This is a genomic window from Liquorilactobacillus satsumensis DSM 16230 = JCM 12392 (genome assembly GCF_001435195.1).
GTDB lineage: Bacteria > Bacillota > Bacilli > Lactobacillales > Lactobacillaceae > Liquorilactobacillus > Liquorilactobacillus satsumensis.
In genome coordinates this window covers 77,228-95,234 of the sequence record NZ_AZFQ01000053.1, presented here as the reverse complement: position 1 = coordinate 95,234, position 18,007 = coordinate 77,228, and the positions used below count along the sequence as shown (strand labels likewise).

At 39.8% G+C, this 18,007-nt stretch carries 12 protein-coding genes; all 12 read left to right on the top strand.

Annotated elements, in window-relative coordinates:
• Positions 1–664 precede the first annotated feature (664 nt).
• The 12 genes from adhE (at position 665) to pepT (ending at position 17,817) form a co-directional block, all read left to right on the top strand.
• The gene (gene adhE, locus FD50_RS10205) at positions 665–3,358 is read left to right on the top strand and encodes a bifunctional acetaldehyde-CoA/alcohol dehydrogenase (RefSeq protein ID WP_056961475.1); all 2,694 of its coding nucleotides are present in this window, start codon (positions 665–667) and stop codon (positions 3,356–3,358) included.
• 544 nt (positions 3,359–3,902) lie between these two features.
• Positions 3,903–4,337 carry a PTS sugar transporter subunit IIA gene (locus FD50_RS10200; protein ID WP_056961473.1) on the top strand — a complete coding sequence of 145 codons (435 nt, stop codon included), beginning with the start codon at positions 3,903–3,905 and terminating at the stop codon, positions 4,335–4,337.
• 17 nt (positions 4,338–4,354) lie between these two features.
• The gene (locus FD50_RS10195; protein WP_056961471.1) at positions 4,355–4,849 is read left to right on the top strand and encodes a PTS sugar transporter subunit IIB; all 495 of its coding nucleotides are present in this window, start codon (positions 4,355–4,357) and stop codon (positions 4,847–4,849) included.
• Between the two features lie 23 nt (positions 4,850–4,872).
• Positions 4,873–5,724 (top strand): PTS mannose/fructose/sorbose/N-acetylgalactosamine transporter subunit IIC, encoded by an 852-nt coding sequence (locus FD50_RS10190; protein ID WP_056961469.1) that lies wholly within the window; start codon positions 4,873–4,875, stop codon positions 5,722–5,724.
• Positions 5,705–6,568, top strand: coding sequence for a PTS system mannose/fructose/sorbose family transporter subunit IID (locus tag FD50_RS10185; protein WP_156653537.1), 864 nt, complete (start codon positions 5,705–5,707; stop codon positions 6,566–6,568). Before FD50_RS10190 ends, FD50_RS10185 begins: the two co-directional genes overlap by 20 nt.
• Before the next feature lie 95 nt (positions 6,569–6,663).
• Complete coding sequence (locus tag FD50_RS10180) at positions 6,664–6,999, top strand: hypothetical protein (protein ID WP_056961467.1); 336 nt, start codon at positions 6,664–6,666, stop codon at positions 6,997–6,999.
• A 110-nt stretch (positions 7,000–7,109) separates the two neighbouring features.
• Positions 7,110–10,448 carry a GH32 C-terminal domain-containing protein gene (locus tag FD50_RS10175; protein ID WP_082610518.1) on the top strand — a complete coding sequence of 1,113 codons (3,339 nt, stop codon included), beginning with the start codon at positions 7,110–7,112 and terminating at the stop codon, positions 10,446–10,448.
• 283 nt (positions 10,449–10,731) lie between these two features.
• Positions 10,732–12,177: a glycoside hydrolase family 1 protein gene (locus tag FD50_RS10170; RefSeq protein WP_056961465.1), complete on the top strand. Its 1,446-nt coding sequence runs from the start codon at positions 10,732–10,734 to the stop codon at positions 12,175–12,177.
• Positions 12,178–12,349: 172 nt separating this feature from the next.
• Positions 12,350–13,192: a MurR/RpiR family transcriptional regulator gene (locus FD50_RS10165; RefSeq protein WP_056961463.1), complete on the top strand. Its 843-nt coding sequence runs from the start codon at positions 12,350–12,352 to the stop codon at positions 13,190–13,192.
• A gap of 490 nt (positions 13,193–13,682) precedes the next feature.
• Positions 13,683–14,486 carry a MetQ/NlpA family ABC transporter substrate-binding protein gene (locus FD50_RS10160; RefSeq protein ID WP_235803462.1) on the top strand — a complete coding sequence of 268 codons (804 nt, stop codon included), beginning with the start codon at positions 13,683–13,685 and terminating at the stop codon, positions 14,484–14,486.
• Positions 14,487–14,900: 414 nt separating this feature from the next.
• The gene (locus FD50_RS10155) at positions 14,901–16,547 is read left to right on the top strand and encodes a peptide ABC transporter substrate-binding protein (protein WP_056961461.1); all 1,647 of its coding nucleotides are present in this window, start codon (positions 14,901–14,903) and stop codon (positions 16,545–16,547) included.
• A gap of 16 nt (positions 16,548–16,563) precedes the next feature.
• Positions 16,564–17,817, top strand: coding sequence for a peptidase T (gene pepT, locus FD50_RS10150; protein ID WP_056961459.1), 1,254 nt, complete (start codon positions 16,564–16,566; stop codon positions 17,815–17,817).
• Positions 17,818–18,007: the final 190 nt, after the last annotated feature.

The window sequence follows — 18,007 nt, the reverse complement described above, 5'->3', positions numbered from 1 at the left end:
TAATTCGAAGTTAGACGGAGAATTTTGACTTATGGAACACGTTTATCCGGAATAAATAAAGGGCTGTGACAAAATTTAACTTTTGTCACAGCCCTTTATTTATGAGCAGTCAAGCTTTAGATGCAACTTTTAAGCCGGTAGCACCAACTGAATTTAGTGCTGTTAATGAACGCAGGGTGTCGGCACTTCTTTAATGTGCTCCAATCACCAGCCTTTTGCGCCTAACCTCAAATTACGCATAGACACAGCCCGTCTATTTTGTAATTTGGTGTTAGTGCTCAAAGGCTCCCGGTGGTTGTCGGCACTTCTACATAACGTGCTCCAATCATCAGCCACCTGCGCCTAAGCCAGCATTCCGCGTAACCAAACTCGGGTTACTTTGTAATGCCGGACTTAGTCTACGGCGGCAGAACGCTGAGTGTCGCACTTCTATAATCAATGTGAATGACGTCACATTAATTATAGATGGAATATCATTATTATATATTATCGAAATTCAAAACATAGATGCTAATTGTTCAACAAAGAAAGCGCTACAATCATTATTTTTAAATTTAATGAAATAAGTGTTGCAATTCATAATAAATAAGGATATGATTACCTATAGAAACACAAGTTAATTATTTCACAAACTTTTAAACAGATACAAAGGGAGGAAGTTTACATGACTACTATTACTAAAACAGTGAAGAAGACTCTTTCACCTGAGGAAAAAGCAAAGCAATATGAGAAAGCCGAAGCTTATACCAATGGATTGGTTCAAAAAGCGCTTGCGGCAGAGCAAAGATATGCAACCTTTAGTCAGGAAGCGGTTGACAAGATTGTTGCAGCAGCGGCTTTGGCAGGTTCAGAAGCTGCACTGACATTGGCACATGAGGCAGTTGATGAAACACAACGCGGAGTGGTTGAGGATAAAGATACTAAAAATCGGTTCGCAACTGAAAACGTATACAATTTAATTAAAAACGATAAAACTGTCGGAATTATTGGTGAAGATAAAGTAGCTGGCAAAGTCGAAATTGCTGCTCCTTTAGGGGTTCTAGCTGGAATTGTGCCAACTACAAACCCAACTTCAACAGCAATGTTTAAAACTTTGTTAGCGCTTAAGACGCGGAATGCAATCGTTTTTGCTTTCCATCCCCAAGCTCAGAACTGTTCAGTACATGCAGCTAAAATACTATATGATGCAGCAGTAGCAGCAGGTGCACCAAAAGATATTGTGCAATGGGTAGAAAAGCCAAGTTTGGATAAAACAACGGCTTTGATTCGTAACCCCAAGATTGCTTCGATTTTAGCAACTGGTGGACCTGGGATGGTAAATGCGGCATTGAAGTCCGGGAACCCTTCGATGGGGGTAGGCGCAGGCAATGGTGCAGTCTTTGTAGATCATACGGCTGACTTGGATCGTGCAGTTGAAGACTTACTATTGTCAAAACGTTTTGATAATGGCATGATTTGTGCGACTGAAAATTCAGTAGTGGTTGAAGAGCCTGTCTATGCTGCTTGGATGGAGAAAATGCTATCCAAAGGTGCATATCTTGTTCCCAAGAGTGATTATGGTAAAATTGAGGACTTTGTGTTTAATGATCGTCACGGAGTAAATGGACCGGTTGCGGGGAAACCGGCTGCTTGGATTGCCAGCAAAGCAGGTCTTAAACTTCCAGCAGATAAAGATGTAATGCTTTTTGAATTGAATCCTAAGAATATCGGAGAAAAATTATCTTCTGAAAAGTTGTCACCACTGCTGTCTGTTTATAAGGCAAAAGATCGTCAAGACGGAATTAAGATTGTGGCCGCTTTACTTGATTATCAAGGCGCTGGTCATAATGCAGCTATTCAAATCGGTTCACAGTCAGATCCATTTATTGATGAATATGCTGATCAGACCAAAGCTGCCCGCATTCTTGTCAATCAACCGGATTCAATCGGAGGAATTGGTGACATTTATACTGATGCATTGCGCCCAAGTATGACATTAGGAACAGGATCATGGGGGAAGAATTCATTGTCACATAACTTATCCACACAAGATTTGTTGAATGTTAAAACAGTAGCTAAACGGCGTAACCGTCCACAGTGGGTACGATTGCCAGAGAAGATTTACTATGAAAAAAATGCAATTTCTTATCTACAAGATGCAGTGGAAAATATTGACCGTGCATTTATTGTTGCCGACCCAGGAATGGTTCAATTTGGTTTTGTAGAGAAGATCTATGATCAACTCGCTTTACGTGAGGATCCTGTAAAAACATCAATTTACGGCACGGTTCAACCTGATCCGACATTAGGGCAAACAATTGAAATTGCAAAACAGATGGCACAATTCAAGCCAGATACTGTGATTGCAATTGGTGGGGGATCTGCATTGGATGCAGCCAAGATTGCTCGTTTTATTTACGAATATTCATTGGAACAAGAATCCGGATTCCTTGATAGTTATGCAAAAGTGAGTGAACTCTTTACCCGTCTGCAACAAAAATTCATTGATATTCGGAAGAGAATTGTTAAATTTCATCATCAACTCGAGACACAACTTGTGACTATCCCGACGACCTCAGGGACAGGTTCCGAAGTGACACCATATGCTGTTATCACAGACGATCATACGCATGTCAAGTATCCACTGACTGATTATGAGTTAACTCCACAAGTAGCAATTGTTGATCCTGAGTTTGTGATGACGGTTCCCAAAAGAACGGTTGCATGGTCTGGGTTAGACTCGCTTTCTCATGCGCTTGAATCCTTTGTCTCAGTGATGGCTTCTGATTTTACCCGTCCATGGTCATTGCAGGCAATTAAATTAGTATTTGAGAATTTGGAAGAATCTTACAAGTTTGATCCGAAACATCCAACTCTGAAAGGTGAAAAAGCGCGTGAAAAGATGCATTATGCCGCAACTTTGGCCGGGATGGCTTTTGCGAACGCCTTCTTAGGAATTAATCATTCATTGGCACATAAAACTGGTGGAGAATTTGGGTTACCACACGGATTGGCAATTTCAATTGCAATGCAACATGTTATTCGGTTTAACGGAGTTGCAGGTAAGGTAAAACGGACCCCATTCCCACGTTATGAAGTATACCGTGGTCAAAAGGATTATGCTCAGATTGCCCGCTTTATCGGCTTGCAAGGTAAGAATGATGCTGAGCTGATTGAACAGCTTTGCCAAAAAATTGACCAATTGATGAAGGCTGTGGGAGTTACGCCTAAGTTATCTGCCAATGGAGTGACTAAGGAACATTTTGAAGAAGCACTCGACAAGTTGGTGGACTTGGTTTATAACGATCAATGCACACCTGCTAACCCACGGCAGCCAAGTTTGGTTGAAATTCGGCAGTTATTGATTGATCAGTTCTAAAGAGCTAGTTGGAGATTATAGAACTGCCAGTTAGCTAATAAAAAGGACGAAGTATTTCAAAAAAAGAGCTATGACAAAGCGAGAAGTTTGTTCAAGTTTTGTTATAGGCTCTTTTTGTGGGTAAAAAATGGTAAGCATGTTTTTGAAGATCACGGATGGGTGCAAAGAAACAGCTCTAAAAACTCACGATTGGAGGAATTTGGTAAAAAAAAGCACTTAAAGATTAAATTTTAATTTTATTTCATGATAGTTATTTTTTTCACAATTTCAAAGTAGCACGCTTATTGTAAGCGATTACTTTTATTAATATTTTGTCCCATAATTTCTTTTAAAAATAATGCCTTTTTTAAATTTGGAAATTTTTTACAAATTAACAGCTTTATAAAAGGCTTTTTATCTCAAAAAAGCAAAAATAAAAAGCGGTTTAGATAATAAAGTTGAAAAGCACACAAATGTGTTATCTTTTTCACAGTAAGCGTTTACGCATTTTGGGAATGGTGTTATACTTAAACTGTTCTTAAGGAAAGGAGGTTAATTATTTTCTATGAAATATTTATTACTTGTGAGTCATGGAGGATTTGCAGAAGGGTTAAAAACTTCACTCGCCATGTTTGTGGGCGAAAAAAGTGAGCGTGTCCTAGCCATTGGTTTGAAGGATGGTGAGTCTAGTACCAATTTTGGTAAGCGCTTTAAAGAAAGCCTTAGCAAGTTCTCTACTGATGATACTTTTGTAGTTTTAGGCGACATTATTGGGGGAAGCCCGTTAACTACGGTCTGTAACCTACTTGCAGAAAGTGGCAGAGCTGACTCGCTGATACTGGGTGGAATGAACTTACCGTTGGCGATCAATGTTGTTTTGCAAATGGATGACCTGCCGGCAGCTAAGTTGGCTGAAATTGCGATCACTGAAGGGAGGAATGCACTCAAACGAATGGAATTGACGGCTTCAGATGATGATGACGAAGATGAAGAGATTTAGATTAGGGGGTAGTCAAGATGGCAGTAAGTTTTGTTAGAATTGATGATCGGATGATCCACGGACAGACTGTAACACGGTGGGCAACTGAGAAAAAATGTGATGGGCTGATCGCTGTTAACGATCAGGTCGCTAATAATCCGGTGCTAAAAAGTGCCTACAAGGGGGCTTCTGATAAAAAAACTTTTGTTTGGACTTTGGACCATTTTCAGGAAAAGGCACAGCAAGTCTTAGAATCAAAACGCAATTATTTTCTTATTACCAAAAACCCAATTGATATGAAAAAAATATTAGTCGATATGGGCTTTATTCCAGATGATATTAAGACTATCATTGTCGGACCTGCAAATGATCGTCCAGGTGCTACCAAGCTAGGAAACAATCAGTCAATTACACAAGAAGAAGCGCAAGCAATTGAAGATATCGAAAAAGCCGGTTACAAGGTTAAATTTCAATTGCTGCCAGATGTTTCGATTGGGTATTGGGATAGTTTCAAAGGTAAGTTTGGCTTTTAAAATAAAAAAAGGTGGTCATAAATATGACAATTAGTTGGCTTCAAGCTGCTATACTTGGGATCTTTGCGTGTTTGTCATCCATGCCTGGTATGGCCGGTTCATCAATTGGTAATTATACTTTAGGACGTCCTTTAGTTGGAGGACTTGTTTGTGGACTTGTTTTAGGAGATATCAAGACAGGAATTGCCTGTGGGGTGGCAATGCAGCTTGTTTATATCGCTTTGGTTACACCAGGGGGAACTGTTTCCGCTGATGTGCGTGCTGTCTCCTACATCGGAATTCCACTTGCTATGGTTGCAATTCATTCTCAAGGATTAGTTGCAACTTCAGGAACTGCAGCTAACTTAGCAAAATCAATGGGGACTTTGGTTGGGACAGTTGGAACTGTACTTTTTTATGGAACCGCAACCATGAACTTGTTATGGCAACATTATGGTTGGAAACAAATTGACAAGGGTAATTTTAAGAGTCTTTATTTTGTTGATTGGGGCTTGCCATGGATATCGCATTTGGTCTTTTCGTTCTTGCCAACCTTGATTATGTGTAAATTAGGGGCAAGTGCGGTAACTGCATTAAAATCAGCATTACCGATGGACGGAATCGCAATGAAGACTTTATTTACTGTAGGTGCAATGCTTCCATGTGTCGGGATTGCAATTTTGCTTAAACAAATCGTTGAAAAACCAACTGATTTTATTCCATTTTTCGTTGGTTTTACTCTTGCAGCTTCACTAAAACTCAACTTAGTTTCATGTGCGGTCATTTCCTTGATATTTGCCTTAATCTTCTATGAACTGGAATTGGTATTGAATAAGCGGAGTGAGGCTCCGGTCACTGATGGAGCAAACGACGACGATGATGAGGAGGATATTTAAAATGCAAGAAACGGTAAATAAAAGAATTTCTAAAAGAACATTAACTAAGTCTTTTCATCATTGGTTCTACGGCCATTTGACATGTTTCTCACAAGAACATATGCAGACATTTGGGTATCTGACCTCAATGTTGCCGATCGTTGAAGAATTATATCCGAATAAGGAAGATCAAAAGGAAGCACTGAAAACCTATACAGCATTTTTTAACACCGAACCGCAACTTGGTTCTGTTGTAATTGGGATTACAGCCGGACTTGAAGAAGCACGTGCAAATGGCAAAGATGTCGACGGTGAAACAATTAATGGCTTGCGTGCTGGTTTGATGGGCCCTCTAGCCGGAATTGGAGATTCAATGGTTGTTGGAACCTTAATTCCAGTAATTTTGGGAATTTCCTTAGGGTTATCGACTGGTGGTTCACCGGTTGGCGCCATTTTCTACATTATTGTTTGGAACTTGCTGGCCTATTTTGGAATGCGGTTTGCCTATTTCAAAGGTTATGAAATGGGAGATAAAGCGGTTGAGTTTCTTGTGGGTGCTCAAGGCAAAGCAATTCGTAAAGCAATTTCTATTATTGGCGGAACTGTGGTCGGAAGTGTTGCTGCAACTTGGGTTTCAGTTACAACTGCATTTAAGTTAAGAAATTCTTCAGGAAAAGTTTTCTTGAATCTGCAAGATAAATTAGACTCTGTTTATCCTGGCCTTTTGACAGCCGGTTTCATCCTGATGTGTTGGTGGTTGATGGCTAAAAAGAATGTTTCAGCCGGGAAAACGATGATTTTGTTGGTAATCATTGCCTTTATAGGTGTTTTGGTTGGTTTCTTCAATCCTGGTCTTTCTTACTAGTCAAATAAAGTGTGTAAACATTAGAGAATATTCAGCACGATCAGGTTACCGTTTTTGAGGCAGGTTGGTGACTGATGAAAAGCGAGGTAAAACTAATGACAGCAGAACGGAAAATATCGTTTCAAGAAATATCCGCAGCGTATCGAAAGGAAGTACAGTATCAACGCAAGATGATGTTTAATCTGCAATTATGGCTTACCCTATTCTTTTTGATTGCTGGCTCCTCTGTAGTAGTTATTTATTATGCCAAAGCTTTGAGTCTTGGATTGGTAATTGCTGCTTATGTAGCCTTAGTTATCAGTATCTGCTTAATTTTGTTATTGGGGTATGTTTTGTATAAGGGCAGACAAAATGTTGAGCGCTTAATTGCAAATTTTCGTGATAATCTTCATGAAGCGGGGTTAAGCACCAAGGATTATGACGTCAAGTAAGGTTATTCGGAGCTAGGACAGTTGGATGGTTTGTCTTAGCTCCCTTTTGTTGCAAAAATTTTGCTGGACGTCGTGGGGAAATTGCAGCAAAAAAATTGGGGGATAGTTAGATGAGCACAAAATACAGTCAAAAAGAGCATTATAAAATGTATAAAAAAGGGAAAAAATGGGCATTTGCAATTATTTTTATTGGAGGTGGATTTCTTTTAACTGATTCTCAAGAAAATAGCGTCAAGGCGCAGGAAACTTCAACTGTTGTGGCAGTGGATAGCAGTAGTCAAGCAAATTCAACTGGACAGTCAACTAGCGCAACAGCCGTTAATGCAGCAAACACAAGTAGCACTGGAAGTTCGAGCAGCGCTGACTCAAGTACTGTCAGTATGACCGAGCAAAAGAGCAGCGCTGAAACCACGCATACCTCGAGTACAGCTACAAGTGTGTCCCAAGTAGATCACACCGAGTCGCAGACTTCAACTGCAGAGCAAGTAAGCAGTACCACTAGTACAAGTTCAAGTACGCCAAATGCAGCCTTTGGGGAAAGCAGTGCTGATGCGACATCAATTAGTAGGAGCAGTACAACTACTAGTGAAACAAGCAGCACCACTGATGAAAAGCGAACAGGTGCGACGACTACAGATGTTACCGAAAATAATGAAAGCGCTATCTTGAAAAAGAATACAACGTCCGTTGCAACTTCAAATAGTAATCCGGTCCTCAATAATTCGACAAAGGTTGAGGCGCCACAATATGATGAGGAATATCGAAATCAATTTCATTATTCGCCTGCCAAGAATTGGATGAATGACCCAAATGGATTATTTTACGATAAAGAAACAGGACTTTATAATTTGTACTATCAATATAATCCTGAAGGCAATGTTTGGGGAAACATGTCTTGGGGACATGCGGTCAGTAAAGATTTGATTAATTGGACGCAAGAGAAAGTTGCAATTTCAACATTGACGAATCAATCTTGGGAAGACTTCACGTACACCAATACAACCGGGAATTTAGCAAAAGATGGAGAAGTCCGTTATGTTGGGGTTCCGACTACTAACTGGGGAGACGCCAATGGTAAAAAAGATATCTTTAGTGGGAGTATTTTTGTTGATACAAATAATGTCAGTGGATTAGGAAAGGGAGCAATCTTGGCTTTTTATACGGCTGATTATCAAATTGCTACCCGGATAAATGATGGTCAAGACGGTGGCTGGGGAACTTGGATTGGCTTATCTGAGATTCAAGAACAACATCTTGCGTATAGCTTAGACGGCGGTAAAACTTTTGTCCAATATTCAGCAGATGGCAACTCTGCTAATCCACAGCCATTGATTCCGGTTACAGCCTCGCGTGGAGGTGATTCTGCTAATTTTCGAGATCCGAATGTAGTCTATGATGCACAGCATAAGCAATTTTTAATGACGGTGGTCTCAGGGCAAGAAGCACTTATCTATAAATCAAAGAATTTATTGCAATGGGAATATGCTTCGAGTATTCAAAGGCAAAGTAATGTTGGAAAAGGTGCTTGGGAGTGCCCGGCACTGATTCCAATGCAAGTTTCCGGAACTAATGAAATTAAGTGGGTCTTTAGTGTCAGTGTGCAGCAAGGTGCGCATGCCACTGGTTCAGGGATGGAATACTTTGTGGGTTCAATGGATGCAAATGGTAAATGGACACCAGAAAGTTCGACCACGTTATCTCAGCCACAGACGCTAGATTATGGTGAGGATTTTTATGCAGGTATAACTTTTGCAAATTTAGCCGCTGAGCGGACGGTAATGCTGGGATGGGAGTCAAACTGGTCATACACGACTGAAGCTAAAACAACCCCTTGGTATGGTAATATGACACTTCCACGAGAACTGACATTGGTTAAAAGTTCCACCGCAGTTGACGGGTACCTGTTGAAAAATAAAGTTGTCTCTGAAATTGAAAATAATGAGAAAGATAATGTAATCTCCCCTACTGAGATGACTACTGTGGTTAAAAATAGCGAACACAAGATTGCATATACAGGAGAAACTTATAAAGTTGCGGCGAAATTTTCTTGGGATGTTAAAAACCCTCCAAAAACTGTTGGATTCAAAGTCCGGATGTCCGCTGATGGGCAATATTATATGACTGTCGGTTATGATCTGAAAACAAAACTCTTTTTCGTACAACGCTTAAAAAGTGGGGAACCGGAAATGGGGAGTCCGCGCGATCAGATGAATGCAAGTGTTGAGACGAACAATGGCACAATTACATTGACAGTCTATGTTGATGAGACAAGCATTGAGGCTTTTGCAAACGATGGTGAAAAGTCGATTACACAAAATTTCTTTATGCGTCCTGAGTATCTTGGGTCTCAAAGTACAACTGGTCTGGTAGTCTTTGCGCAAGGCGGGACAGCCAATGTGACGGAACTGGCGGTAAATCCAATTGAGAGTATCTGGAATAATCGTGCAAAATTAACGGTCAACTATTTGGATACTGCTGGGAAACCGCTCGCTGTTGCTGAGCAGTTCAGTGGCAAGATCGGGGAAAGTTATCAAGCAAAAGCTGCTCAGATAGCGGGTTACTATTTAATTGGGAGTGAGACGCAAAATAAAAATACCAGTAATCTTTATACTGCTAAGGATCAGGTAATTAACTATCTGTATCAAAAGGTTCAGACTGCAATTACTGTCAAAAATACCACATTAATTGCGGGACCATGGACAACTTGGACAGCAGCTGATAACTTCATTGAAGCAACTGATATCAAAGGAAATGCAGTGCCATTAAGCGCGGTGAGTGTCAGTGGCAGTGTTGATCCAACTAAGGTTGGCAGTTACAAAGTAACTTACAGTTATACAGACAGCCAGAAGAAGACAGTCAATCAGGTAGCCATAGTGACAGTGAGACCTAGCTTGGCGGCAATTGACGCCCAAGATGGGACATTGAATGCAGGTTCACAGACTAAGTGGACACCTGCTGATAATTTTAACGCAGCTAGTGGGAGTATGGGACAAAAGATTTCGTTGCAAGCTGTGACTGTTAGTGGCAATGTCGATCCTACTAAACCTGGTAAATACAAAATCAAGTATAGCTACACAGATGCACAGGGTAATGTAATTACAAAAATTGTCTATGTCACGGTAAGAGCACAAGCTGCAGTTGATTATGGTAAACAATCTGGGACAAACAGTGCGCAAGCAGCGCCAAAAATAAACGGCAGCACTAATTGGAACCCGCACAGCCAAAGCCAACGCAAAACTGACAAGCTGGCTTTCAAAATGTTTAGATCCGAGCAAGGTAAGCTTGCAATTCAAGCAACGCGGCAGAATAGACAGCTGCTGAACAAACAAAAACAATTGCCGCAGACAAGTGAAAGGCAATCTAAAATATTAATCCTGTGGGGATTATGCGCCAGTATTCTTGGCAGTGTGGGTGTCTTTTTTGGAATTAGAAAAAGAAAAAGCAAATAAAAGTTAAACTTAGTCACGAGGGAGCTGGGCCAAAAGTGAAATTTTAGTCTAGCTCCTTTACTTATCCCGGATAAACGTGTTTCATAAAGCAAAATTTTACCGCCTGAAATGTTGTTCTCTAGCGTAGCTGGTTCAAAATATGCTGTAGTCGGACCAAAAGGCGCTAGAGAATGTCTTACTTGCTGGACTAATGGTCCTAAAAGTGATTAAAGGGTTTTCATTGGATGCAAGTCGTGTTATTTTGCAGGTAAGAGTAACAAATTATATTTAGGAGGGAACAGCAATGAAACAAAGACTGCAAAAACAATTTCCAAAGAATTTCTTCTGGGGTGGGGCGTTGGCGGCTAGTCAAGTTGAAGGTGCGGCTACTGCAGATGGAAAGGGATTAACGACTGCAGATGCACTGCCACATGGAGTTTTTGAAAAAGTGGAGATTCCACCGCAAGGCGATTATTTGAAGAAAATTGCGGTGGACTTCTATCACCGGTATCCTGAAGATCTTTCTTTGTTTGCAGAAATGAAATTAAAGATGTTACGGATTTCAATTTCATGGGCTCGAATTTTTCCTAACGGCGATGATGAAACACCAAATGAAAAAGGGCTTGCATTTTATGATGATTTAATTGAAACGTTGAGGCGCAAAGGAATTGAAGTAATGGTCACACTAGAGCATTTTGAATTCCCACTGCACTTAGTGACGCACTATGGTGGTTGGAAAAACCCTAAATTGATTGATTTATACATGCGTTTTGTCAAACTTTTATTTAAACGCTATCAAGGCAAAGTTAAGTACTGGTTGACTTTTAATGAAATTAATGTGACCTTAGAAGCTCCTTTCAATGGCGTGGGCATTAATCGTTCACTAGACCAGATTGATCAGACTGAAATGTATCAGGCGATTCATCATCAATTGGTTGCAAGTGCCTTGGCTGTCAAGGCTGGACATGAAATTGATTCGAATTTTATGATCGGAAACATGGTAGCATATAGCCCTTATTATCCGCTTACACCGAAACCAGAAGATGTGTTAGAAGCAATCCAAGAGAATCGTAAAACTTTCTTTTTTACAGATGTCCAAGCTCGCGGAACGTATCCGGCGTATATGCAGCGCTATTTTAAGGACAATGGAATTAATCTTAAAATTACTAAAGCAGAACAGCAGTTGTTACAAGAAAATACAGTTGATTTTATTTCATTTAGTTATTATATGAGTTACTGCGCGAGTGCTAATAAAGAAGGCCTTGAAAAAATCAGAGGTAATGTGATCTCTGCAGTCGCCAATCCCTATCTTAAAAAATCTGATTGGGGCTGGCAGATTGATCCTGTGGGTCTGAGGATTGCATTGAATACTTTGTACGATCGCTATCAAAAACCACTGTTTATTGTTGAAAACGGAATTGGTGCTAATGATGATCTGATTGAAGTCGCTGGTCAAAAAACGGTGCAAGATGATTATCGAATTGCGTATCATAAAGCACATCTGCAACAGGCCTGGGAAGCAATTCAAGATGGTGTCGACTTGCGCGGCTATACTGCCTGGACACCGCTGGACATCGTTAGCAATGGGGTAGCGGAAATGAAGAAAAGGTATGGCTTTATTTATGTTGATCGTAATAATGACGGGACAGGTACTTTGAAGCGTTATAAGAAAAAAAGTTTTTACTGGTATCGGGATGTAATCGAAAGCAACGGCAGCGCTTTATTTGCAGAAGATCAATCAGCAAATTAAGATCAAGCTGAAATTGAATAAGCTTGGCTTGCTACCAATGATAAAGTGTCGCATACTTATTTTGAAAAATGATTTTCATTTTGGTTTTAAAAGGCCAATCGGCTATTTAGGATAGAAGATTACCGAACCTAGTATTCCTTGAAAATTTGTATTTTGAAATGAGGGCCAAGTAATGTTATTGGATGAACTTGAGAAAACAGAGAAAATGACTACGGCGGAGCAAAAAGTAGCACGCTTTTTGTTAGCAAACCCAGAAGCGGCTTTGCATATGACTGCAGCCCAGATTGGTAAAAGAACTTTTACAAGTAAAACGACTGTTCTGCGCTTGTGCCAAAAAATTGGTTTTGCGGGTTTTACAGAGGTTCAAAAAAAGTTAGTAATTGAAGCTGCTGCCAAAAAGCAGCTGCTAGAAGCTTCAAAACAGCGTCCCATTAATCAAGATACACAGTTTGATCAAGTGGCGAATAATGTTAAGGCAATGTATGATAAGATCCTTACCCGAAGCTGTCTTGAAGTAAACCCGCATATTTTGCAGCGTGTTGTCAAGCGTTTGAAAAACACTACAATGATTGATGTTTATAGTACAGGAATTACTGAAAGCTGTGCGGCTGCAGCTGCATTTAAATTACGGACTTTAGGAATTCAAAGTGCGGTTCAAACAAATATTAATGAGCACTATCTTGCAGCAACTAGAAAGGAACAGCAACGCGCAGCAATTCTCCTTTCTTTTACTGGTGGGAATCCAATGATGGTTGAAGCGGCTAGTTACTTGAAAAAGATGGACATCTATTTGATTGGCATTGGCGGTCTGGCCGACTTGGCACTTAGTCAGCTCACAAATGAATATTTCGTGATTCCAACGACTGATCAAACTTTAAATATGGAGGCGGTTAATGCTGTCGCGGCAGTAAACTATATGGTGGATGTTTTGTTTGCAGCCTTGACAGTCAGTCGTTATGAGCAAGTTGTTAAAAACTCCGTTAAGCTGATTGAAAGAAGAAAAGGCCCAAAATAAAAAATCGCAAAAGCAGCTTGGAATTTTTAATTTATTTAATTGACATTGATTGCTAAAAGAATTAGTATTTTCAGTAACAATTTAATTGAATTTAATTTTTATGCAATGAAGAGAAGAGTAAAGAAAAGATTGAGTTGAACAGAGACCATTATTGCTGAGAAGATGGAGCTCATATTTTCTTGAAGATGAACTCTGAGCAGTAACTGCAAGTGCAAGCTTAAAGTACGCGTGAAACACGATAACGTTTCGAAGAAGTTAAGACAAAAGCAGTGTTTGAGTTAGGAGATTACGTCTAAGCTAGGTTTAGGCATGGAATGGAATCCGGCTGCAACTACTTCAGAGGAAAGTTTCGGGGCTAGGTCAAAATGACCCATGCTCTTTTTATTTGCTCAAATTAACAGTTAGGGAGATGATGCAAAAGCAGATCTGCTAAAAAATACGGTAAAGTGGGATTGTTTGACACTTAGAGTTCAAGATGGGGAGTGTTTTTTTGAAGAGCAAGTTAAAAGTATTTAGTCTGGTTACTGTCTTTTGGGGACTTATTATTTTTTTGACCGGATGTGGTCAGCAAAGTACTAAAATTGTGCGAATCGGAGTAGTGGGAACCCAAGACGAGAGCATTTGGAAAGAAGTTGCTACAAGCGTTAAGCAAAAAGATAACATAACATTGAAAATAACTACATTTACTGATTATAATCAGCCTAATCGAGCCTTGGCAAGTCATGATATTGATTTGAATGCTTTTCAAAGCTACAATTTTCAAGATAATTGGAATAAGGAACATCAGACAGCGATTGTTGCTTTAGGCAGAACTTATTTTCAACCGCTGGGGATCTATTCTAAGAAGATTAGTAAATTATCCGCTTTAAAAGTCAATGACAGCATTGCAATTCCAAATGATGCACCCAATGAAACTCGCAGCTTGAATCTGCTCCAAAGTGCAGGACTTATCAAGCTTAATACATCTGGTTTGGCAACTGCTAAAAATATTGTGAAGAATCGCTTAAAACTGAAAATTGTGACGGTTGATGCTGCACAAACACCGCGGGCTTTAACAAGTGTTGCTGCAGCTGTCATAAATGGAAATTATGCATCTGCAGCTAATATTCCTTTAAGTCAGGCATTGTACAGAGAACACCTTAAAAACGGTGGTCAGTATATCAACTTGATTTCTGTGCTTAAAAAGAATAAAGCAAATACAACCTACAAGAAAATTGTTAAAGCGTATCAAACTACTGCAACTAAAAAAGCAATTAAGAAGCTCTATAAAGGAAGTACACTGCCGGCATGGTAGATGCAAATTGAGCGCTTAGGGTTAGGTCAATTGTTTTTGCAGTTAGGTTGACAATGTTTTACTTTCTAGTGTAAAATTACTGCAACATAATAAGAATTTTAACTTTGATAAGATGAGTAACGATGAGAGACTATTTACAGAAAAACCGGGGATGCTGAGAACGGGGATAGGATGTCATTGTGAAGATGGTCTTGGAGTGGTTGGACAGCGAGTTTTTAATGAACTGTTCATGGGCGCGCCCATTACAGCAACTAGGTATGTTTGTACCTGTAAGGATAGAACTGTGAAGTACTGTTAAAATTGGGTGGTACCACGAAAATAACTATTATTTCGTCCCTCTTAAGCTTTTTAAGCTTGAGAGGGTTTTTTGTCTTTATTAGAATTAAATTCTTGTTTAAGAAGGGGAGTTTTTTAGTGAACAAGTTATTTAAATTGGGGACTGTTGCGTTAGCAGCAGGCATTTTTCTGACTGCTTGTGGGAATTCAAGTAGCAGTCAAAGCGGTAAGAACGGAAAATATGCAGCAAAGCAGACATTGAACTGGACAGAAAGTTCAATGTTAGCGACTGCCGATTTAGCGAAAGCTACCGATACATTAAGTTTTAATACACTCTTGAATACACAAGAAGGGCTTTACCGTTTAGATAAAAATGGAGTTCCACAGAATGCATTGGCTACGAAAACTGTTATTTCGAATGACGGAAAAACATATACCTTTGATTTACGGAAGAATGTTAAGTGGTCTAACGGAGAAGAAGTTACTGCCAAGGACTTTGTTTATTCTTGGCAACGAACAGTTGATCCTAAGACCACCTCACAAGATGCTTTTTATCTTGATCAAGTCAAAAATGCTGCGGAGATCAGTAATGGTAAAAAAGGGGTAGATAGCCTGGGAATAAAGGCACTTGGCAAGTATAAATTACAAGTGCAGCTAACCAAACCAGTCAGTTACTTCAAAAAACTACTGGCATGGCCGCTCTTTTTCCCAGTCAACAAAACAGCAGTTGATAAGTTTGGATCTAAGTATGGGACACAAGCGCGCTATACAGTTTCGAACGGGCCGTATAAACTAACGAAATGGACCGGGACAAATAAAAAATGGACACTCGTTAAGAATAAGACTTACTGGGACAGAAGAAATGTACATTTAAAAGAAATCAATGAATTGGTCACGGAAAGTACGACAACGAGTTATGAACTTTATTCTGGTAAAAAAGTTGATGAAACTTTATTAAGTGGACAACAGGTTAAAAACAACACTAACAACAAGGATTTTGTCAAAAGACTCCCAACGGCCACAACTCGCTTGGATCTGAATCAAAATAAAGTTGCGGCTTTCAAGAATCTTAAGATTCGCAAAGCAATTTCTTTAGCAATTAATCGGAAAGCATTGACACAAAATGTATTGCAAGATGGTTCTGTAGCTCTTAAAGGTTTTGTCCCCGCAGGAATGGGGAATAATCCCAAAACTAAAAAAGCTTTTGATGAGGAATCATACGTAAAAGCGGCAACTGCTTATAATTTAACGGAAGCTAAAAAACTTTTAAAACAAGGTTACCAAGAAACTGGAACTCACGAATTGAAATTTACAATCTTAACAGCAGATACTGATAGCAGTAAGCAAGCGGTAGAGTACTTGCAAAGTGCTTTGGCAAAATTGCCGGGAGTGACAGTCGATGTGTCAACAATTCCTTTTGTGCAGTTGATTGCAAAACAGCGTACGGGCAACTATGATGCATCTGTGAAAACCTGGCAGTCAGTTTTTGCTGACCCAATTAATTTCCTAGATGTTTACGAAAGCGACTCATCTTATAACACAGCCGGCTGGAAGAATAGCAGCTTTGATCAGTTGATCAATGAGGCTGAGAATACTTATGGTAATCAACCTGAAAAACGGTGGGAAAAATTAATTGAGGCCGAAAAATTGTTAATGGACCAACAAGGAACGATCCCGTTGTATCAAGTTGCAAAATCACAGCTCTTGCGTTCAAACGTTAAAAACGTGGTCTATAATCCGGCGGGAGTTCCTTATGATTGGAAAACGACGTATCTTGCAAATTAGGTGAGGAAGTTGAAGCATGAATGATAAAAAGTACCTGAAATTTATTGAACAAACTTTTATTAAATATGCACAGATTAATACTAGATCAGATGAAAACAGTCAGAGTGTGCCTACAACTACAGGGCAAGTTAGTTTAGCTAAATTAATCGTAGCCGATTTAAAAGCTTTGGGCCTAGAAAATGTCATTTACGACGAGCAAGATGGTTACGTTGTAGCTGCACTGCAAGGAAATACGAATGAATCGGTTGACCCGATCGGCTTCATTGCTCACTTAGATACTGCCGATTTTGCTGCTGAAAATATTCAACCGCAGGTACATGCTAATTATGATGGACAAGATGTAGTCCTCAATCAAGCAAAGGGGATTATGATGCGTGTAAGTGAATTCCCTAATCTGCGCAAGTATCGTGGGCAAAGATTAATTACTAGTGATGGGACTACTTTGTTGGGAGTAGATGACAAGGCGGGAATTGCCGCAATTGTGACTGCACTCAAATATCTGTTGGAGCATCCCGAAATTAAGCATGGACCTGTCAGTGTAGCTTTTGGACCAGATGAGGAAATCGGTTTAGGAGCGAAGCGGTTCGATATTAGTAAGTTTAATGTGAAATTTGCCTATACGCTGGATAATGGTCTTCCGGGTCAGTTAGAAGATGAAACCTTTAATGCGGCACAAGCTAAAATAACAATTAGAGGAACAGCAGTTCATCCTGGCGACGGTTATGGTTTGCTGGTAAATGCAGCTACTCTTGCAAATCGCTTGCTTTCACACTTACCATCAGATGAAGTCCCTGAATTGAGCAAAGAACGAGGAGGCTTTTTGCTAGTCACTGAAGTTAAGGCGACAATTGCGGCAGCACAAATAAATATTATTATTAGGGATTTTGAGCACCAGCAGTTTTTAGCTAAAAAGAAACTGTTGCGAGAAATTGTTACACAACTTAACCAAGAATTTACTGAACCACGAATTAAATTGGACATCAAAGACCAATATTATAATATCAAAGAGGTTATTAAGCAACATCCTTATATCACACAGTTGGTGCTGGAAACCTATCGGCAACTCGGCTTGAAGCCAATCGTTCACCCTTTTCGGGGAGGAACGGATGGAAATGCGCTGACAGAAAAAGGCATTCCAACTCCCAATCTCTTTAATGGTGGTGAAAACTTCCATGGACCGTTTGAATTCGTGACAACTGAAGCTATGTTGTTGACTAGCCGCACGGTTGTCGCACTTTTAGGTGAGCATCTGCGTCAGAGTAGGGCATGAGCATATTAAGCAGATGAACTGAGAACTAGTGTTTAACCACTAGAACTAAGTGCTGGAAGATAAGTAATTCAAATTTAGCCTGAGGATATTGTTTGAAACACCTTGATCTGCTGGTTAAAAAAACGAAGGGGCTGTGACAAAAGTTAACTTTTGTCACAGCCCCTCTTTTATTCCGGATAAACGTGTTCCA